Below are 19,073 nucleotides of genomic sequence, written 5' to 3'. Positions count from 1 at the left end.
TTGATTTTATTAGCATTGCTTACTATCAAAGCTTAAAAAAGGCTGCTCTTTTATTCAGAGTCAGCCTTTTGATTCATTTCTAATTCGGTTATTTTTTTTACTTCAATAAATTGGATATGGTGACCGTCAATTTCAGTGACAGTGAATGTAAATCCCTCTGCAGATATTTGATTACCTAATTGGACGTCAAATTGCTGAGAAAGAAACCAGCCGCCTAATGTATCGATATCTTCTTCCAAAAGGGTTGTACCCAGTAAATCATTTACATCCTCCATCAATACTTTGCCGCTAATAATATAATGATGTTCTGCGATTTTTTGAATATCTGCCACTTCATCCGTATCAAATTCATCACGTATTTCTCCAACAATTTCCTCAATAATATCCTCAACTGTGACGAGACCTGCAGTTCCACCGTACTCATCATGTAAAATAGCCAAGTGTGAGCGTTCCTTCTGCATTTTTAGTAAAAGGTCATGTATCGGGACGGTTTCAATGACACGAATAACGGGTTTGATAAATGGAATGATCGGGCTGTTTGAATCAGTAAAGGAGTGATTAAAGGAGGCTGTTAACAGCTCTTTAATATTGACTATTCCTTCAATATTATCTTTATCACCGTTTATGACTGGGTATCGTGTATATTTTTCCTCCTTAATGATAGCGAGGACTTCATCTTTAGTTGCTTCCAATGGAATCCCGACTATTTCTGTACGAGGCACCATTATTTCTTTTGCAATACGATTGTCAAATTCAAAGATATTGTTTACATAAATTAGTTCAGATTTATTAATTTCCCCGCTTTTATAGCTCTCAGACAAAATAATTCGCAGTTCTTCTTCTGAGTGCGCTAACTCATTCTCAGAGACCGGCTTAAGTCCAAACAAACCAGTAAGCAGTCTGGCAGATCCATTCAGTACCCAAATAAAAGGGAACATAATCTTATAAAACCAAATGATTGGTTTTGCAAAGGCTAATGTGATTTCTTCTGCCTTTTGAATAGCAATGGTCTTCGGTGCTAATTCACCTACAACAACATGAATAAACGTAACGAAGCTGAAGGCAATGAGAAAAGACAATAGATGTGATAAGGATTCATTCAAATGCATTTGAATGAAGATAGGGTGTAGAATTTTCTCAACAGTCGGCTCACCAAGCCAGCCCAAACCAAGAGCTGTAATGGTAATCCCAAGCTGACAGGCGGATAAATAATCATCAAGATGCGTAATAACATGTTTTGCTGCTTTCGCACCAGCTTTATTTTCCTCAATTAATTGATTAATACGTGAGCTTCTTACTTTGACAATGGCAAATTCAGTTGCAACGAAAAAAGCAGTTAACGCGATTAAAACAGCGATTAAAAGTAGGTTAATCGTGATCAATAGCAGCCTTACCAGGGTAAGGCATACACCTCCTAATAATAAACAGATTATCTACTGTGAATATCTTCATCAAGTAATTTTCATATGAATACGTGTAATATTATGTCTTTATTTAATGATTTCAAGTAGAATATATAGTATAAAACTATACCCATTATTTATTTTCTTATTGATTCATTATAGCATACTGACATTTTCATGTTGAATAGTATGGGGCAGAGAAAAACGGAAGTGGTTTTCTTTAATTTGCCTATACGTATGAATGAAAATCAGCTAATATTAATATAACAAGATTGCTCTAACTTATGTTGAAGATCAGAACCTGTAAGGTATTAGAAAAAGGGGATGAATTATGAACGAACTTACGAAATTATTACAAAATAAAGGAATAAAAAGGATTTTCATTTTTGTTCTTATCGTTCTGATTTTATACAGCATGAAAAGCATGATAAATTTTATTCTGCTGACATTTATTTTCTCCTTTTTAATGGATCGTTTAGTAACTTTTGTTACCAAAATACTCCCCATCAATAGGAAGTTAACGGTATTAGTCTCCTATACGCTTATTGTTGGATTGCTATCATATGGAATTGTGAAATATTTACCAATTGTACTTTATGAAATTACAGAACTGATCAAACAGGTTACGGCCTTTTATAAACAACCGCAAGAGAATGCTATTATGAACTACCTAGTAAGTCTTTTAGAGAAAAACCAAATTTCTCAATATTTAGAGCAGGGACTGACCTTTGTCATTAGCTATTTCACTAATTTCAGTCAATTGGCCTTACAGGTATTTCTAGCGTTGCTGCTTAGTTTATTCTTTTTATTAGAAAAACCAAGGCTGATCACTTTTACACAGAAATTTCAGCATAGCAAGCTGGCTGCCTTTTATAAAGAGATTGCATATTTTGGCGGGAAATTTGCCCGTACGTTTGGGAAGGTTATTGAAGCACAGTTTATTATTGCGATTGTAAATTGCGTTCTATCTATAATTGCACTTTCAATCATGGACTTCCCACAATTGTTTGGATTAGCGATTATGATTTTCTTCCTTGGATTAATTCCCGTTGCAGGGGTAATTATCTCACTTATCCCGCTTAGCCTTATTGCTTATACAATCGGCGGATTTATCCAGGTTGTATATATTTTAATCACCGTTGCAATTATCCACGCAATTGAGGCGTATATTTTAAATCCAAAGCTTATGAGTTCAAAAACAGATCTTCCTATTTTTTATACATTTATTGTGTTAATCTTCTCTGAGCATTTCTTTGGAGTTTGGGGATTGATTATTGGTATTCCGATTTTTGTTTTCTTCCTTGATGTGTTTGAGGTTACAAATCGCGAAGAAAAGGATGTCATGAATCATACAGAAAAAAGCTGAGTGGATGATCTCAGCTTTTTTTAGTGGATTGCACGTTTTTTGAATCTTCCTCCGCGGACTTCTGAAATGTTTGCGACTGCGAGGAATGCAGAGGGATCAATTTCTTCTACTATGGACTTTAGCTTTGCTTCCTCTAATCTTGTGATAACACAGAAAATGACCTTTTTGTCGTCGCCTGTGTAGGCTCCTTCACCAGTTAGATACGTAACACCACGACCTAAACGGGCTAAAATAGCATCCCCTAGGTTTTTATGATCATCACTGATAATCCAAGCTGATTTTGATTCATCGAATCCTATGATCATAATATCGATAACTTTATAAGCGATGAAATAAGCAATTAGAGAGTACATGGCTCGATCCCAGCCAAATACGAAGCCTGCAATACCGAAAATGAAAATATTAAAGAACATGACGACTTCTCCAACGGAAAATGGCAGCTTTTTATTGACAAGGATGGCCATAATTTCAGTACCGTCCAAAGATCCTCCGAAGCGGATAACTGTTCCGACGCCCGCTCCTAATACAATTCCTCCAAAAACGGTTGCCAGCAAAGGGTCATTTGTGAAAACAGGTACTTCATGAAGTAATGAGGTTGTGAATGATAGAATGGTAATTCCTAAAAGAGTAGATAATGCGAAGGTTTTTCCAATTTGTTTATAGCCAATATAAAAAAATGGAATATTTAAGATGAAAATAAAGAGTCCCAATTTAAAGCCAGTTAAATGGGATAAAATAATCGAGATTCCAACAATTCCTCCGTCAAGGATTTTGTTGGGGACAAGAAATTCCTCAAGGCCTACGCCCATTAATACTGCCCCGATAATAATAAAAAAGGCTCTTTTGACAATTTGTACAGCGGTTAACTTCTTATGGTTTATTTCTGCAATTACATCTTGTGGCATTGACTCCATCCAATTTCCCCCTTCATTTATGTAAAAAGTCTCTATTGCAACTATTTTCATTTATTCATATTTTATCATAAATTCATACATAATAATAAAGAGAAGCCTTGAAAGGAGTTTATTACCAATGTATTTTGGTTGGTAAACATCTGTTAGATAATTGAAATTTATTATAATATCCTGAATACATTAAAGAATTGACTGGCTTAATATGTGTCTGCTAGAATGAACGAAATTATACCTATCAAACTTAAGTTTGAAGAGGCTAAACAAGCCGCTTCTGCTTACTATTCCTTGTATATATTCAGAAATAAGGTCTGAATGTTTCTACCAAGCTGCCGTAAATAGCTAGACTACAAGGAAATTTATTCTGATAATGCTATCTGATTAAATTTCCTTTCATCTGCAGCTGCGCATAATATGTGTGGCTTTTTTTATTGGCCTGCAAGTATTATTTATTTCATTTATTCATTCATCATTGGAGGAGACAGCATGAAAGAGTATTTTCAGTTTGTCAGTAGAAATACGAATTATCGTCAAGAGACGATAGCAGGACTTACAACATTTTTATCAATGGCATACATATTAGTTGTTAATCCGATCATTCTTAGTCAATCCGGGATGGATCAGGGTGCTGTATTTACGGCAACTGCATTATCCGCTATTATTGGCTCTTTATTAATTGGGATTATTGCAAATTATCCCATCGGCATTGCACCAAGTATGGGATTGAATTCATTTTTCACATTCTCAGTCTGTATTAGCATGAATATTCCCTGGCAAACAGCTTTAACTGGAGTTTTTGTGTCAGGGATATTATTTGTCATATTAAGTTTATTAAAGATACGGGAAAAAATTATTAATATTATTCCAAAGGATTTAAAACATGCCATTGCAGCGGGAATTGGCTTTTTTATTGCTTTTATTGGATTGAAAAATGGGGGATTAATTGTTGCTAATGAGGCAACCTTTGTTTCCATTGGCGATCTTAAATCAACGGCAACCTTGTTAACGATTTTTTGTTTTGTATTAACGGTTATTCTCCTTGTTCGCGGGGTTAAAGGAGCAATATTTTATGGAATGGTTATATCAACAATTGTTGGTATGGTGTTTGGCATTATTGATACACCTAAGCAAATCATTGGGGCTGTACCAAGCCTGACACCAACATTCGGAGAAGTTTTCCGTCATCTTGATCAAATTTTTACACCGGACATGCTTGCTGTTATTTTCACATTTTTATTTGTTGCCTTCTTTGATACAGCGGGTGCACTTATTGCTATTGCCAGCCAAGCAGGGTTAGTGAAAAATAATGAAATTCCGAATGCAGGAAAGGCTCTGTTGGCTGATGCTGCATCAACTGTTTTTGGGGCTGTACTAGGGACTTCAACAACTGCATCCATGATTGAATCCAGCTCTGGAATTGCTGCGGGGGGGAGAACAGGCTTTACATCTATTGTTATTTCGCTTTGTTTTGCCGTTGCGTTACTGTTTTCACCATTATTATCAGTCGTAACAGCAGGTGTAACAGCTCCTGCACTAATTATTGTTGGTGCTTTAATGTCAATGGAAGTTAAGCAAATAGAATGGAATAAGCTTGAAATTGCCATCCCGGTGTTTATTACTATTTTGATGATGCCACTTACCTATAGTGTGGCGACTGGAATTGCTTTAGGTTTTATTCTTTATCCGATTACAAATATTGCACTTGGAAAGGCCCGTGAGATACATCCAATCATGTACTGCCTATGTGCTGCATTCATATGCTACTTTATCTATTTAGTTTAATTTTGCAGTCTGTTAAATAAAAGAGTCTGTAAATCTGATTTGTTGATTTCCCTTCCAGGCACTTCAATCAAGCTAACAGTTACTATCACTGCCTATACACAGTCAAGTAAAAAAAGGGCGGAATTACAGTATCCATAGATACGTAATTCCACCCTTTTTTTGCTGTTACAAAGTTACTCTAAGTGTCCTCGATCCAATAAATAGAGCTGCCGGTAGCGGTCATTTGTTTTTATTAATTCTTCATGGGAACCATTCATTGTAATGGCTCCTTTATCAATAAAAAATACTTGATTCATTTTTTCAATTCCAATTAAATGGTGGGTAACCCAAATCACCGTTTTATCCTTAAGTGCAGTAAAAATAGTATCAAGTAATAGACTTTCCGTTTGTGGATCGAGTCCGACTGTTGGTTCATCTAATATGACGATAGGTGTATTTTTTAAAAGTATTCTAGCTAAAGCAATCCGTTGCCGCTCACCGCCGGAGAAACGTTGTCCGGTTTCTTCCATTTGTGTATCTAAACCATTTGAAAGGGAATGAATATACTCATCAAGTTGAACCTGCTTTATCACGTTTTCGATTTCTTCATCTGTCGCCATTTGGTTTCCCAGCCGAATATTATTCTTCACGCTGGTTGCAAATAAATAAGGCTTCTGATTTAAGACACTAATCATTTCAAAAATATTCTCACCGTAGTTTTCTGGATTGCTTTCATTGATTTTTATACTCCCTGCAGAAGGGGAAATGGCACCGAGTAATAATTGGATTAACGTTGACTTTCCTGCTCCGCTTTTTCCTAAGAGTGCTATTTTCTCTCCTTGTGGAATTGAAAAAGAAATCTTCTGGAGTGCATCCTTTTGTTCATTCTCATATCGATAATAAACATCCTTTAGTTCCACATACGCTGTATCAGAAATAGGAGCAGCGTCCAAAGCATGACTAGCAGCAGGAACATACTTATTAATTGACTCAAGCCTCTGCATCGATTCAAGATAAGTTGGGATCCGTTCAATAGCGTGTGAAATGGGAACTAATCCTTCCACGATTGGCAGTGTCACAAGTGTAAACGCCGCAATATAGGTAGGCGCGATTACTCCGGCCTGTGCTTGATTACCTGCCCAAACTCCAACAGAAATAAGAATAAGGGCTGTGATGAACTGCAATTGGAAGGTGCGTGTTTGATTCCAATGACGAAGCTTCCTATCTATCTTATTATTTGCCTGCAGTAAAGCAGAAAATTGAGAGAAAAACCGTTCCTTTTGTCCACTAATAATCCAATCTCCCAGTCCGAAAACAGCATCTGTTAATGATTGATAGAGTCGACTGCGAATTTTCTTTTGCTCAATTTGACGTTTTTTCAGTAAATAAAGTGAAAAGAGAGGGTACAGGATTACGATAATACTTAAACAAAAAGTAATCCACAAGGCGAAAATCCAATCAAATAATGCTAGTGAGATAATGGATGCAACAAATAAAAACAATCCAATAAAGGTTGGCAGGATTGTTCGAATATACACATCCTGCAGATGTTCTATATCATCTGCTAAAGTTCCTAGTAAATCACCTGTTTGAAATCGGGTTCGGATAAAAAGGGCCTGTGGTTCTAATATTCCATAAAGCTTAACACGCATTTGCGAAAGAATTTTTAATACGGCATCATGTCCGATTAGCCGTTGAATATAATGGGTAACAGCACGGGATATTCCAAACGTGCGGACCAATACTACAGGCACATAGACTAGTAAAATATTTTCTGGTCTTTGTGCGGCACGTGAAATCAAGTATCCGGAAGTAAAGGTGAGCATGGAGGCTCCGATTACGGTTAAGACACCAAAGAGAATAGCCAACAGGATAGATTGTTTAAATTGTTTTACATACGGAATGATATAGATTTGAAAAAGCCTCACTCAAGGTTACCTCCTCTCTGTGCTTGTATAAGGTGAAAATAAGCACCTTGATGTTTATATAATTCCTCGTGTGTACCCGCTTCAACGATTCTCCCGTCCTCTATGACAAAAATAACGTCCATTTCACGCATCCAATGTAGACGGTGGGTAGCAAAAAAGACAAGTTTGTTAGTTAGAAGTGGTACGATCATTTCTTTAATTTCATGCTCTGTTTCAATATCTAAATGAGCAGTCGGCTCATCAAAAAGCATGATTGGTCTCTCCTGTAGTAACGAGCGTGTCAAGGCAATCCTTTGTTCCTCACCTCCGCTCAAAATCCGTCCGCCTTGGCCAATTCTTTCATCTAATCCATTGGGGAGACGCTTAATTAATTCATTCAAACCTGTGAAAGTAATGGCTTCTTCAATTTTTTCCTTTGCTGTATTAGGTGCGTATAAGCTGATGTTTTCTGCAACCGTTCCAGAAAAGATATATGGATGTTGTGGAATATATATCAGCTGTTCCTGCCAGCCGTGTGTAGAGAAATCCTCTATTTTAGTATTCTGCACTGTAATGGAACCGCTTGTTGGTAAGGAGAACCCGGATAATAAATCAATGAACGTTGATTTACCGGCACCAGAAGCCCCAATAATTCCAACTTTTTGAAAGCCTTTTACTTGAAAGCTTATATCCTTCAGGATTTCTTTATCTTCCGTCTCTGACCTTTTATTCAAATGGCTGACTGTGAGTAAGCTTTCAGCATTCCACTTTGGAACAGATGTCGAAATCATCTGTTCCTTTGAATTCTTTACAGCTAAAAGGTTATGAATTTGTTTGCCTGCATCCTTTCCATCCATAGTGGCATGGTAGTCATTTCCTAGGTCACGTATTGGCTGAAAGTATTCAGGGGCCAGTATTAACAGGGTTAATGCAGTTTGCAGTCCCATGATTCCATCAATCAATCTCAGTCCAAGCTCTACAGCGACAACTGCAACGGACAGACTAGAGAAGAAATCTAAAGAAAAGGTAGACAAAAAGGCAATTCGTAATGATCGGTTTGTGGCAATTCGATATTTATTGCTGACACTTTCGATCGCTTGCTGATGAGATTTGCTTTTTCCCAAGAATTTTAAAGTTAAAAGTCCTCTTAAAGAATCCACAAAATGCCTAGACAGTAATTGATAGCTGCTCCATTGTGCTTGTGCATGTTTCTTTGCAACTAGTCCTAATAAAACCAAAAAGGCAATCATAATGGGCATGGTTAACGTAAGAACAATACCTGAAATTAAGTCTGAGCGAAAGACATAAATAAGGAGAACGACAGGTATACAAAACATGGCTATTGCACGAGGGATAAAAAGTTCTAAATATGTACGGAAATTTGGAATGCCTTCCAACGTTAACGTAATCATATTTCCTGATCCGTTTGTTCCGATCCCGCGCGGCCCTAATTCAAATAGCTTACGAATGAGAAGTGACTGAATGTCAGAGGAGGTTCTTTCGGCAAACCTAAAGGAAAGTCTTCCTTTGATCCATTGAATAAAGTGTCGTAAAACAAAGGTAATGGCAAAGCCAGCAAAAAAGGGAAGGACAGCTGTTGCTGCTGTCCCATTAAACATTTTTGTGATTGCAGTGGCTAAAAATACAGCTTGAAAAATAGTTGTAACCCCTTGGCAGATAGTTAGTAAAGTGATTATGAGCATATGGGCTTTACTGCCTTTATAGCTGAAAAGATTTTTATCCATTAATATTCTAGATGCTCCTTATCAGTTACTCGTTTGCGGAATACATAATAGCTCCAAACTGTGTACGCCAGAACAATTGGTACCATTGTAAACGCAATGATAGTCATTAGCTTAAGAGAATATTCACCGGATGCTGAATTATATACTGTTAAGTTATTTGCAATATCCGTAGAACTAATCATCACATTCGGGAATAATGCAATAAAGAAGGAAGCCATAACAAGAATTAATAGTAAGCCGGTTGTTACGAAGCTGAAGCCTTCTTTCTTGTTTTTTAATAATGGATAAAGGGCCAAATAAAGAACAATGGCAAGTGCATATAATGGAATAAGCACAGAGCCTCTGTCAGCAAATGCATTTGTATAGACCCCGGTAAGGGCGACGAATAATACAACGACTACTGCGCATGCTAGGAATAATTTTCTTGCTTGTTCACGTGCACGTTCCCGAATCGAATCGGTTGTTTTTAATGTGATGAACATTAAGCCGTGCATATAGGTTAATAATACAAATGCAACTCCGCCAACAACCGTATAGATATTAACAATGTCAAAGAATCCGGCTGTCATATTCATTTCCTTATCGATTGGCACACCTTTTATTAAGCTTGTAAACAAAACTCCTAACAAAAACGGTGGTAAAATACTGCCTAGGAATATCGACCAATCCCATGTTTTTTTCCATTTAACTGAGTTCATTTTTCCCCTGAATTCAAAAGCAACACCGCGTGCAATTAAAGCCAAAAGTAATACGACAAATGGCAGGTAGTAACCGCTGAATAAAGTGGCATACCAGTGCGGGAAAGCAGCAAACATCGCGCCGCCACCGGTAATCAACCAAACTTCATTGGCATCCCAAAAAGGCCCAATCGTATTAATCAGCACACGTTTTTCTACCTCGTTTTTGGCGAGAAATTTTGTACTCATTCCAACTCCAAAGTCAAATCCTTCTAAAAAGACAAATCCAACAAACAAAACTCCGATAAGTAAGAACCATATCTCACTTAGTTGCATGTGATATACCTCCTTCACTGAAAGGATCTGAGTCTCTAATATCATCCATTTGTTTTTCATGTGGTCCTTGTTTAATGATTCTTAAAAATAAAACGACCATTGCAACTGCTAACAATGTATACACCAATGTAAAGGACACTAGTGAAAATAATACTGAGCCGGCAGATACAGTTGGTGAAACAGCATCAGAAGTTCTCATTAAGCCATTTACAATCCATGGCTGACGTCCTATTTCTGACATAATCCACCCTGAAGTATTTGCAATAAACGGGAAGAAAAGCGTTGCAACCAATATCTTTAAAAACCAAGTTTTGTTTTCAAGTGTGCCGCGGCGTCTCATATACAAGCCCATTAAGCTTAAAAGAACAAGCACTCCGCCAAGACCTGCCATTATTCTGAAATTCCAGAAGGTTGTTTTGACAGGTGGTATATAATTTCCTGCTCCATATAATTTCTCATACTTAGCTTGAAGGGTATTCATACCTTCAACTTTTCCTTTAAAATCACCGTATGCCAGGAAGCTTAATGCATATGGGATTTCAAGACTCATTTTTGTTTCTTTATTCTCTGTATCAATATTAGCTACGACTGTCCATGCTGCTGGATCCCCGCTGTCCTCCCAAAGTCCTTCTGCTGCAGCCATTTTCATTGGCTGTGCACCCATTAAATATTGAGATTGTGAGTGACCGCTGAAAGCAATACCAAGGCTGGATACTAATCCAATGACAAGTCCAATTGTTACCGAACGTCTAAAGAAATCCAGGTCCTTTTTTTTCAAGAAGTAGTATGCGCTGATACCGACAACAAAGAAGGCACCGGTTGCTAAAGCACCAAAGATAACATGCGGAAAAGCAACTAAGACTTTTGGATTAGTAATCACTGCTAAGAAATCAGTTGTTTCAGCACGTCCATTTTTGATGGCATAGCCAACAGGATTTTGCATGAATGAGTTTGCAGTAAGTATCCAAAAAGCTGATATCATTGTTGAGATAGAAACAAGCCAGATAGATGCTAGGTGAACCTTTTTCGGTAATTTATCCCATCCGAAAATCCAAAGCCCAATAAATGTAGATTCAATGAAGAATGCGAGCAGTGCTTCAATGGCTAGTGGAGCACCAAACACGTCTCCCATGAACCGTGAATAGCTGGACCAGTTCATCCCAAATTGGAATTCTTGAATAATACCTGTTACAATTCCGATGGCAAAGTTGATGAGAAAGAATTTGCCCCAAAATTGCGTCATCTTTTTGTAGACGTCTTTTTTCTTTACTAAATACATTGTTTGCATGACGGCAATTACGAAAGCAAGACCTATAGATAATGGCACAAAAATAAAGTGAAAAACTGTTGTTGCAGCAAACTGTATACGAGCGAGTACAAGCGCCTCCATTACTTTTTTCCCTCCTACCAATATTTTCATTTTCTATCTTTACTATAGCAAAAAGGGAATGTGACTTTGTGAACATTTTGGGAATATATTTTTACAAATTTGGTAATTCGATACAATAGTGACCATAATAATTGACAAAACCTGAAACAAAGGGAAAGCGGTATAAAATGGACAAAAAAAACCTTCTCTTTTCAAAAAAAAGAGAAGGTTATATATATATCAATATAGTAATTATAGTTATTAATTATAAATGTTGAATGGTTTGTGAACAAAAATTATGAACTTTTAATAAATGTTTAGTATAATGCTTCCGATTTTGTCAATGGGACAGAAGAATGAAGTTCTCTATCTTCATATTTTAAGGTTTCATTATCCTCAAGCATTTGAATTTTTGTCACTTCTACATATTTGATATGGTGATCCTCCATATCAATGATTTTAAAGGCATATGAATCAAAGTTCATGATATCGCCCTGTTTGGCCTCGTAATTTTCAGTTAAAATCCAGCCGCCGATTGTATCAATATCTTCATCATCAATGTCAATTCCAAGAAGGTCATTTACTTCACTTACAAGTACTTTGGAATCAATGATAAAATGATCATCTTCAAGTTTTCTTATTTCTGGAATTTCATCTGTATCAAATTCATCGCGGATTTCACCAACAATTTCCTCAATGATATCTTCAACCGTTACCAAGCCTGATGTTCCGCCATATTCATCCATTAAGATGGCCATGTGGATTCGCTCTTTCTGCATTTTAACAAGTAAATCATGAATTGGAGCTGTTTCAATTACTTTGATAATCGGTCGAATATAAGCTTCAAGGGTTTTGGTATTTAAATCCTTGAATTCCAAAATATCAGTCATAAGCTCTTTTAGATTAATCATTCCAACAATATGATCTTTGTCGTTTTCCATAATCGGATAACGTGTGAACTTTTCTACATGAATGATAGAAAGAAATTCTTCTAATGTTTGATCCTTTGATAAAGAAACAATTTCGGTTCTAGGAACCATGATTTCTTTTGCAATCCGATCATCGAATTCAAATATTTTATTTACATACTTAAACTCAGATTGGTTGATTTCGCCATTTTTATAGCTTTCTGACAAAATTATTCGCAGTTCTTCTTCTGAATGTGCTAATTCATGTTCTGATACACGCTTTAGTCCGAAAATACCTGTGATCAAACGGGCAGACCCATTTAAGATCCAGATAAAAGGGAACATGATACGGTAGAACAGGATAAGTGGTTTTGCAGTCAGTAACGCAACCCATTCCGCTTTCTGAATGGCAACCGTTTTAGGTGCAAGTTCTCCAACCACTACGTGCAAAAAGGTCATAATCGCAAAGGCTAGGGCGATTGAAAGAATTGAAGTTAAAGATTCTGGAATATTAAAAAAGGCTAATACCGGATGAAGGATATGCTCAAATGTTGGTTCTCCCAGGGCACCAATACCAAGAGCAGTCATGGTTATCCCTAATTGGCAGGCAGATAAGTACTCATCCAAATTTGTAATGATCCTTTTCGCTGCAATAGCGTTCTTATTTCCCTCTTCAATTAACTGATCAATTCTGGAACTTCTCACTTTAACAATAGCAAATTCAGAAGTAACAAAAAATGCCGTCAAAGCAATCAAAATGGCTATAATAACCAAGTTTAATATGTCCAAATAGATTTCCTTATCCTGTAGTAAACAGGAAAGGAGTCACCTCCTGATAACTCAAAAATTGGTTTTAACTTGTTATTCTCATCAGGGATTCAATTAGAGCGGAACCTTCTTCATTCAACTTCTTTGAAATAGGATCTTGTTTGTACTTACTGATAATCGGTAAAAGTACGGAAAGGTCCTTTTTCAGTTGTTTGATTTGATTCGTAACGGTCTCCACTTGTATTTCTACATCCCTGTCTTGCAGCTCGGTGTGTTTATTTAGTTCTAATTTTCTCTTAATCTCATGAAGTGGCAGATGCATTTTCTTGTATTCTTCGATAATCTTAAGATCGTGTAATGCCTCTTCTGGATAAAATCTGTAATTACTGTTAGAACGTTGTGCATGCAACAAACCTAAGCTAGTATAATAGTCAATTGTTCTTTTAGAAACATTTGCTAAATTTGCTAATTCTCCAATCCGATAAACTGCCCCATCATACCACCCCAGTTCATTTTATTATTTTATTAATTATACGGTAACCCAAACTATACAGTCAAACGTTACGGTTTTTAAGGGTTTTATACAAATTATATGTTGTTGACAGCGGACTTATGAATTTTTTATTATAAAGGGCTTTGAAGTATATGTTGTCATACAGGATTTTTGGCTTATAAAAGGGAAACGTATATTTTAAACGCCTTTCAGCGTAACTATGATATAGATAAAAATACCATCTATTCTGACAAACATCTAAGGCATATTACCTATTAAAATAGTAGAAAATATGATTGTTTTTTATGTGAATATTCTGTAAAATTTACTTAAGCATGATGTGTAAGGAGGGGTGATGATTGGGAGTACCGAAAGCAGGGAAGTCAAACCATTTCGTCGAGGAAAAAACTGGACAAAATAGGGTGAATGAGAAATCACATTTCATTGTTAAACTTTCTTTAGACGGCATTATTACTTACATAACCAAAAATGTAAATATGATGCTGGGATACGAGCAGCGGGAGTTAATCGGAACCCACATTAGTGAAATCATGCATCAGGAAGATTATCAAAGGGTAACTAACGAATGGGCAAGCAGGAAGGAAGAAATAAGTAATTTGTCATATAGAATGAAAAAAAAGGATGGGAGGTATCTAACGGCAGAATCCACAACTTCACTCATCAGTCATTCTGAACTGGAAATCCCTGAGGGGATTATTTGCTTTATAAGGGATATTGCATTTGATAGAAGTGAAGCTGAAAATATCATGGTCGAAATTGAAAAACTAAAGGTTGCCGGACAATTGGCAGCTGGAATTGCACATGAGATTAAGAATCCGCTTACAAGTATTAAAGGGTTTATTCAACTGATGAAGGCAGAGGAAAATCCGAATAAAAAGTACTTAGATATAATGGAAGATGAAATTCACAGACTTGATATTATTTCGAATGAACTGTTGGTTCTTGCAAAACCACATAAACATAAATTGAGTGTTCAAGATTTAACAAGAATAGTTAAGGAAGTAATCCTTTTATTAGAAGCAGAGGCAGTAAAAAAGAATATTCAAATTAAAAGTGTCATTGAAGAGCAGAAGCTAATGATTTTATGTGATATTCATAAAGTGAAACAAGTTCTGATTAATATCTTGAAGAATGCCATTGAAGCAATGGAGCAGGGAGTTATAACGATTCATATGTCTAAAAATGAAAAGAATGCACTGGTTTCTGTGATTGATGAGGGATGCGGCATTCCTGAGGAGTACTTAGACCATTTAGGAAAGCCTTTTTTTTCCACAAAAGCAACCGGAAATGGATTGGGATTGATGATTTGCCAGAAAATAATTTCCGAGCACGGCGGAACCATTTCAGTCCAATCAACACAAATGCAAGGAACTACGTTCACCGTTACGATTCCGATGGTACAAGACTAAAAAAAGCTGCGAAGCAGCTTTTTTTTAGATTTGTGGCGAATATTCTTTACGTTGCAGCCATTCATTGTAGAGTATTCCATAAACAACCAAATCGTGGTAGTGGTCATTTAGAAATTCTCCATCCCGTATCAGCCCTTCTCGTTTGAAACCAAGTCTTTCCGGGATTGCACGGCTCTTCAGATTATATTCACCACAGCGTATTTCGATACGGTGAAGATGAAGATGGAAGAAAATATAATTGAGAACAGCCTGAACTGATTTTGTCATGATTCCTTTTCCTTCGAAGCCCTCTCCCAAGTAGTAGCCAATGCTTGTTTGTTTATTAAACCAATCGATGGAATGAAGACTGATGACTCCGGCCAGTTTGTTTTTGTAACGGATCCCTGCATGGAAGCCGTTATGATCAGCAAACTGTTTTAGCCATGAAGGAATAATGGTATGGTATTGCAGCGGTGAGTATATGTTGTCAACCCACGGCAGCCATTGTCTTAGATGCTTTCGATTATTGTCTACAAGCTGGAATAATTGTGAACTATCATGAAGTTGAAGTAATCTCAGTTCAATATCATCATTTACCTTTAAAGTGAACATATCCCCAAACTCCTTTTATTGCGGTTTCCCCTTAGTTAACTACTTTCTCTTTAACATATTGATATGGTTCAATGTGTATTAAGGATCTTCTCTCATGATGCTCATCTTTTAGCTGTTTTTCAATTGTTTCTAAAGTTTCATGACTTTAAATGACACACCTGCAGTATGGATACTGGTTATTATTCTATCTTACTAAAAGATTATCAAATAAAGAAGTAGTGGGACTACAGAAACATCTTGTATCCTTTCATGTCTATTGGATTAATAGAAAAAAGTTCCGTTATGAAAGATCAAAGTATAATATATGCAAAAAATCAATCGTTTTCTATTGTTCTATAAAATTTCATAATTTTGTCTTAGAAAGGATAATCATTCTCAATTAAATATGGTAAAATAAAACCAGAAAAATAATATAGGTGATAACGATGCTGGGAAAATTGAAAATTGGTGAAAAAGGTAAAATAGCAGATTTATCGAAGGCAGATCGGTTAGTTAGAAGAAGACTGCTGGATCTTGGTATCACGGAGGGAACAGAAGTAATGATTAAAGGTATTATGCCCTTTGGAGGACCATTTATGCTTGAATCCTATGGTCAATGTGTCGGTATTCGCAGAAGAGAAGCCTTACTGATAAAAGTGGAGAGAATATAATGGAAGTAGCTCTTTTAGGTAATCCAAATACTGGGAAAACATCGCTATTTAACCACCTTACAGGCTCCTATGAATATGTTGGAAATTGGAGCGGTGTAACAGTTGAAAAAAAGGTGGGTGTGTTAAAAAATAAAACAGACAAGTTAATTGATTTGCCAGGAATTTATACAATGGTGCCTCTCTCAAGGGATGAAGGAGTGGTAACGAATTTTTTCCTGCATGATCATACAGATCAGATTCTAAATATCCTTGATGCATCACAATTAAAAAGAAATCTTCATCTTACACTGCAAATTTTGGAGTATGGAAAGCCAATAACAATCGGTTTAAATATGATGGATGTTGCTAAGCAGCGGGGCATACATGTGGATGTGAATCGATTATCAGCTTTACTTGGAGTTCCGATTATACCGATTGTTGCACGTTCTGGTAAAGGTTGTAATGAACTGGCTAACTCTGTTATATCCCAAAACTCTTTCTATTCGGAAAGAACACCGGTTGAATATGGGAAGGAAATTGATAGGGCAGTCTTGAAAATTAAAAAAATGCTTAAGGGAAATAAAGCGCTTTCATCTAGATGGCTGGCGCTTCAGCTGCTTGAGGGAAATCAGTATGTGAAATCATATTTAGCAGAATTTATTCAACTGGAAGAAATAAACGAAATCGTTCGTGAAGTCGAGGAGGAACTTTATAAAAGCTATGGACAAAAATCGGTAGAGCAATACATTTATCTAAAACGCAGTGAGTATATCGAAGAAATTCTCGCTGAAGCTACTGTAAGCTCTAATGAGAATAAAGTTCATTTAACGGATAAGGTGGACCGGATTATTACCAATCGAATTTTGGGAATCCCTATCTTTCTGCTATTGATGTATCTCATGTTCATGCTGACATTTGATTGGCTTGGCTTCCCTTTGTCGGATTTGCTTGATCGATTTATCTCGGGTCCCATAACAGAAGGAATTGAATCATTGTTATCTCTTATGGGTGTTTCTGCATTCATTCATGATTTAATTATCGATGGAATTGTTGCTGGTGTTGGCGGGGTTCTAGTGTTTGTTCCACAAATTTTTATTTTGTTCTTTTTTATCTCCCTTTTAGAAGATTCCGGTTATATGGCTAGAGTTGCCCTTGTTATGGATCGTATTATGGAGTCGGTCGGATTAAATGGAAAGGCATTTATTCCGATGATCATTGGGTTTGGCTGTAATGTTCCAGGCGTTATGGCAGCAAGAACAATAGAAACTCCAAAGGAAAGACTATTAACAATTCTGTTAACGCCATTAATGTCCTGTTCAGCACGACTGCCGGTATATGCTTTGTTTGTAGGTGCCTTTTTTGTGAAAAATAAGGCAGCAGTGGTGCTGGGATTATATGTACTTGGTATTGTGTTAGCCTTAAGTTTAGCTATGCTATTCTCCAAAACAATTTTAAAAGGAGAAAATACTTTATTTGTTATTGAATTGCCACCATATCGCATGCCGCAGGGACAAACGCTATGGAGAAGTACATGGGAAAAGGGTAAAGGGTTTATTCGTAAAGCAGGTACATTTATTTTTGCAGGCTCCGTTCTAATTTGGCTTTTATCCTATTTGGGCCCAGGCGGATTTAATGTTGACATGGATCAAAGCTTTTTAGCTGTGATTGGCGGAATATTTGCCCCGCTTTTGGCTCCCGTTGGTTTCGGAACATGGCAGGCAGGGGCATCATTATTGACTGGTTTTCTAGCAAAGGAAGCAATTATCTCAACGATGAATATCATTTACTTTGTTCCAGATGAGGCTTCATTGCAAGGGCTGCTGGCAGTACAATTTACACCGCTTTCTGCCATTAGCTTTATGGTCTTTATTTTGCTTTATATTCCTTGCTTAGCAACGGCGTCCACCATCTATAAAGAAACTGAATCAAAGAAATGGACTGCTTTTTCGATAGGGTATGCACTTTTATTAGCTTATATAGTGACGCTCGTCATTTACCAAGGTGGGCACCTGCTTGGTTTAGTATAAGAAAAGAGGCGGAAAAATGATTGCAAACATAGTAATTGGTATAGCTATATTTGGATATGCGGGCTGGGCTTTCATACGACATTTGAAAAAATCTAAAGAGGGCGAATGTGGCACATGTAGTTCAAAAATGTCTTGCTCCAGCTGTTCAAGTGAAATCAAAGCTACATTTAAATAAGACCTGGGGTCCCCCGGGTTTTTTATTTTGCTCGCGGTGATGTTAGTCACGAAAAGTTCGAATTTTCGACAAATATAAATGAATTAATTTTATAAAAAATGGGATTATTTGTGTTATTTTGAGAGTGTTAATTATTAATTTTGTAATTGGGGGGAGAAAAATGGAACAGTTCTCAATCACTTTATCAATTGCAAGTGTTATGGTATTAGTTTATTTTATTGGCAATATGATTGCTAAAAAGGCTTAATTATCAAATTAAAGAACCCCCTTTTAGAAAGGGGGTCCTCATCCATTATTATTCAATTGTTCTTAAAAGAACTTTCCTCTTATCGAATACCGCCTAATTGTTGTTCAGCCATTTGAACAAGACGTTTTGTAATTTCTCCTCCAACAGAACCGTTAGCACGAGAAGTTGTGTCTGCTCCAAGGTTAACGCCAAACTCATTAGCGATCTCGTACTTCATTTGATCTAAAGCTTGTTGTACTCCAGGAACTAATAATTGGTTTGAAGAATTGTTGTTTGCCACGATGTGCACTCTCCTTCAGTAAGTTTTTTTTGGTGGACTATTTTGGATTT

At 36.6% G+C, this 19,073-nt stretch carries 16 protein-coding genes and 1 riboswitch; of the genes, 6 read left to right on the top strand and 10 right to left on the bottom strand.

Annotation, left to right across the window (positions count from 1 at the left end):
* Positions 1 to 50: 50 nt before the first annotated feature.
* Positions 51 to 1,382 carry a hemolysin family protein gene (locus tag ACHUFV_RS09290; protein ID WP_394233287.1) on the bottom strand — a complete coding sequence of 444 codons (1,332 nt, stop codon included), beginning with the start codon at positions 1,380 to 1,382 and terminating at the stop codon, positions 51 to 53.
* A gap of 352 nt (positions 1,383 to 1,734) precedes the next feature.
* On the opposite strand from ACHUFV_RS09290, the gene ACHUFV_RS09285 reads away from it, so the two are divergent.
* Positions 1,735 to 2,769 (top strand): AI-2E family transporter, encoded by a 1,035-nt coding sequence (locus ACHUFV_RS09285; RefSeq protein ID WP_394233286.1) that lies wholly within the window; start codon positions 1,735 to 1,737, stop codon positions 2,767 to 2,769.
* Between the two features lie 20 nt (positions 2,770 to 2,789).
* On the opposite strand, the gene ACHUFV_RS09280 is transcribed toward ACHUFV_RS09285, so the two are convergent.
* Positions 2,790 to 3,674, bottom strand: a complete 885-nt coding sequence (locus ACHUFV_RS09280) for a YitT family protein (RefSeq protein ID WP_394233457.1) — start codon at positions 3,672 to 3,674, stop codon at positions 2,790 to 2,792.
* 274 nt (positions 3,675 to 3,948) lie between these two features.
* Positions 3,949 to 4,050: riboswitch (purine riboswitch) on the top strand.
* Between the two features lie 116 nt (positions 4,051 to 4,166).
* Here ACHUFV_RS09280 and ACHUFV_RS09275 point away from each other — a divergent pair.
* Complete coding sequence (locus tag ACHUFV_RS09275; protein ID WP_394233285.1) at positions 4,167 to 5,462, top strand: NCS2 family permease; 1,296 nt, start codon at positions 4,167 to 4,169, stop codon at positions 5,460 to 5,462.
* Positions 5,463 to 5,635: 173 nt separating this feature from the next.
* Here ACHUFV_RS09275 and cydC read toward each other — a convergent pair whose 3' ends face one another.
* The 6 genes from cydC to ACHUFV_RS09245 form a co-directional block, all read right to left on the bottom strand.
* The gene (gene cydC / locus ACHUFV_RS09270) at positions 5,636 to 7,369 is read right to left on the bottom strand and encodes a thiol reductant ABC exporter subunit CydC (RefSeq protein ID WP_394233284.1); all 1,734 of its coding nucleotides are present in this window, start codon (positions 7,367 to 7,369) and stop codon (positions 5,636 to 5,638) included.
* Complete coding sequence (cydD, locus tag ACHUFV_RS09265) at positions 7,366 to 9,093, bottom strand: thiol reductant ABC exporter subunit CydD (RefSeq protein ID WP_394233283.1); 1,728 nt, start codon at positions 9,091 to 9,093, stop codon at positions 7,366 to 7,368. Before cydD ends, cydC begins: the two co-directional genes overlap by 4 nt.
* A complete protein-coding gene (gene cydB / locus ACHUFV_RS09260) occupies positions 9,093 to 10,106 on the bottom strand; it encodes a cytochrome d ubiquinol oxidase subunit II (protein ID WP_394233282.1) in 1,014 nt (337 codons plus the stop codon). The genes cydD and cydB overlap by 1 nt, the downstream gene beginning before the upstream one ends.
* Positions 10,093 to 11,496, bottom strand: coding sequence for a cytochrome ubiquinol oxidase subunit I (locus tag ACHUFV_RS09255; protein ID WP_394233281.1), 1,404 nt, complete (start codon positions 11,494 to 11,496; stop codon positions 10,093 to 10,095). Before ACHUFV_RS09255 ends, cydB begins: the two co-directional genes overlap by 14 nt.
* Before the next feature lie 296 nt (positions 11,497 to 11,792).
* A complete protein-coding gene (locus ACHUFV_RS09250) occupies positions 11,793 to 13,172 on the bottom strand; it encodes a hemolysin family protein (RefSeq protein ID WP_394233280.1) in 1,380 nt (459 codons plus the stop codon).
* A 64-nt stretch (positions 13,173 to 13,236) separates the two neighbouring features.
* On the bottom strand, positions 13,237 to 13,629 hold the full coding sequence (locus ACHUFV_RS09245; RefSeq protein WP_394233455.1) for a MerR family transcriptional regulator: 393 nt from the start codon (positions 13,627 to 13,629) through the stop codon (positions 13,237 to 13,239).
* Positions 13,630 to 14,003: 374 nt separating this feature from the next.
* Here ACHUFV_RS09245 and ACHUFV_RS09240 point away from each other — a divergent pair, with 374 nt between their 5' ends.
* Positions 14,004 to 15,074 carry an ATP-binding protein gene (locus tag ACHUFV_RS09240; protein WP_394233279.1) on the top strand — a complete coding sequence of 357 codons (1,071 nt, stop codon included), beginning with the start codon at positions 14,004 to 14,006 and terminating at the stop codon, positions 15,072 to 15,074.
* 24 nt (positions 15,075 to 15,098) lie between these two features.
* Here ACHUFV_RS09240 and ACHUFV_RS09235 read toward each other — a convergent pair whose 3' ends face one another.
* Positions 15,099 to 15,665 carry a GNAT family N-acetyltransferase gene (locus ACHUFV_RS09235; protein ID WP_394233278.1) on the bottom strand — a complete coding sequence of 189 codons (567 nt, stop codon included), beginning with the start codon at positions 15,663 to 15,665 and terminating at the stop codon, positions 15,099 to 15,101.
* A 425-nt stretch (positions 15,666 to 16,090) separates the two neighbouring features.
* Here ACHUFV_RS09235 and ACHUFV_RS09230 point away from each other — a divergent pair, with 425 nt between their 5' ends.
* Genes ACHUFV_RS09230 through ACHUFV_RS09220 form a run of 3 tightly spaced genes read left to right on the top strand, consistent with a single transcriptional unit; the run spans position 16,091 to position 18,496 of the window.
* On the top strand, positions 16,091 to 16,315 hold the full coding sequence (locus ACHUFV_RS09230; RefSeq protein WP_394233277.1) for a FeoA family protein: 225 nt from the start codon (positions 16,091 to 16,093) through the stop codon (positions 16,313 to 16,315).
* Positions 16,315 to 18,321 (top strand): ferrous iron transport protein B, encoded by a 2,007-nt coding sequence (feoB, locus tag ACHUFV_RS09225; protein ID WP_394233276.1) that lies wholly within the window; start codon positions 16,315 to 16,317, stop codon positions 18,319 to 18,321. The genes ACHUFV_RS09230 and feoB overlap by 1 nt, the downstream gene beginning before the upstream one ends.
* 16 nt (positions 18,322 to 18,337) lie before the next feature.
* Positions 18,338 to 18,496, top strand: a complete 159-nt coding sequence (locus tag ACHUFV_RS09220) for a FeoB-associated Cys-rich membrane protein (RefSeq protein ID WP_394233275.1) — start codon at positions 18,338 to 18,340, stop codon at positions 18,494 to 18,496.
* A gap of 326 nt (positions 18,497 to 18,822) precedes the next feature.
* Here ACHUFV_RS09220 and ACHUFV_RS09215 read toward each other — a convergent pair whose 3' ends face one another.
* The gene (locus ACHUFV_RS09215; RefSeq protein WP_338451316.1) at positions 18,823 to 19,023 is read right to left on the bottom strand and encodes an alpha/beta-type small acid-soluble spore protein; all 201 of its coding nucleotides are present in this window, start codon (positions 19,021 to 19,023) and stop codon (positions 18,823 to 18,825) included.
* Between the last annotated feature and the right edge of the window lie 50 nt (positions 19,024 to 19,073).

It is taken from the genome of Niallia oryzisoli (genome assembly GCF_043641075.1).
GTDB lineage: Bacteria > Bacillota > Bacilli > Bacillales > Cytobacillaceae > Bacillus_BD > Bacillus_BD oryzisoli_A.
Note: the sequence above shows the minus strand (reverse complement) of the source record. Positions and strands in the feature narration are given on the sequence as shown.

Excerpts from the sequence above, each read along its gene's own strand:
- ACHUFV_RS09275 (WP_394233285.1), top strand. The coding sequence starts at position 4,167 with ATGAAAGAGTATTTTCAGTTTGTCAGTAGAAATACGAATTATCGTCAA.
- ACHUFV_RS09255 (WP_394233281.1), bottom strand. The coding sequence starts at position 11,496 with ATGGAGGCGCTTGTACTCGCTCGTATACAGTTTGCTGCAACAACAGTT.
- ACHUFV_RS09230 (WP_394233277.1), top strand. The coding sequence starts at position 16,091 with ATGCTGGGAAAATTGAAAATTGGTGAAAAAGGTAAAATAGCAGATTTA.
- ACHUFV_RS09285 (WP_394233286.1), top strand. The coding sequence starts at position 1,735 with ATGAACGAACTTACGAAATTATTACAAAATAAAGGAATAAAAAGGATT.
- feoB (WP_394233276.1), top strand. The coding sequence starts at position 16,315 with ATGGAAGTAGCTCTTTTAGGTAATCCAAATACTGGGAAAACATCGCTA.
- ACHUFV_RS09220 (WP_394233275.1), top strand. The coding sequence starts at position 18,338 with ATGATTGCAAACATAGTAATTGGTATAGCTATATTTGGATATGCGGGC.
- cydB (WP_394233282.1), bottom strand. The coding sequence starts at position 10,106 with ATGCAACTAAGTGAGATATGGTTCTTACTTATCGGAGTTTTGTTTGTT.
- cydD (WP_394233283.1), bottom strand. The coding sequence starts at position 9,093 with ATGGATAAAAATCTTTTCAGCTATAAAGGCAGTAAAGCCCATATGCTC.
- ACHUFV_RS09280 (WP_394233457.1), bottom strand. The coding sequence starts at position 3,674 with ATGCCACAAGATGTAATTGCAGAAATAAACCATAAGAAGTTAACCGCT.
- ACHUFV_RS09235 (WP_394233278.1), bottom strand. The coding sequence starts at position 15,665 with ATGTTCACTTTAAAGGTAAATGATGATATTGAACTGAGATTACTTCAA.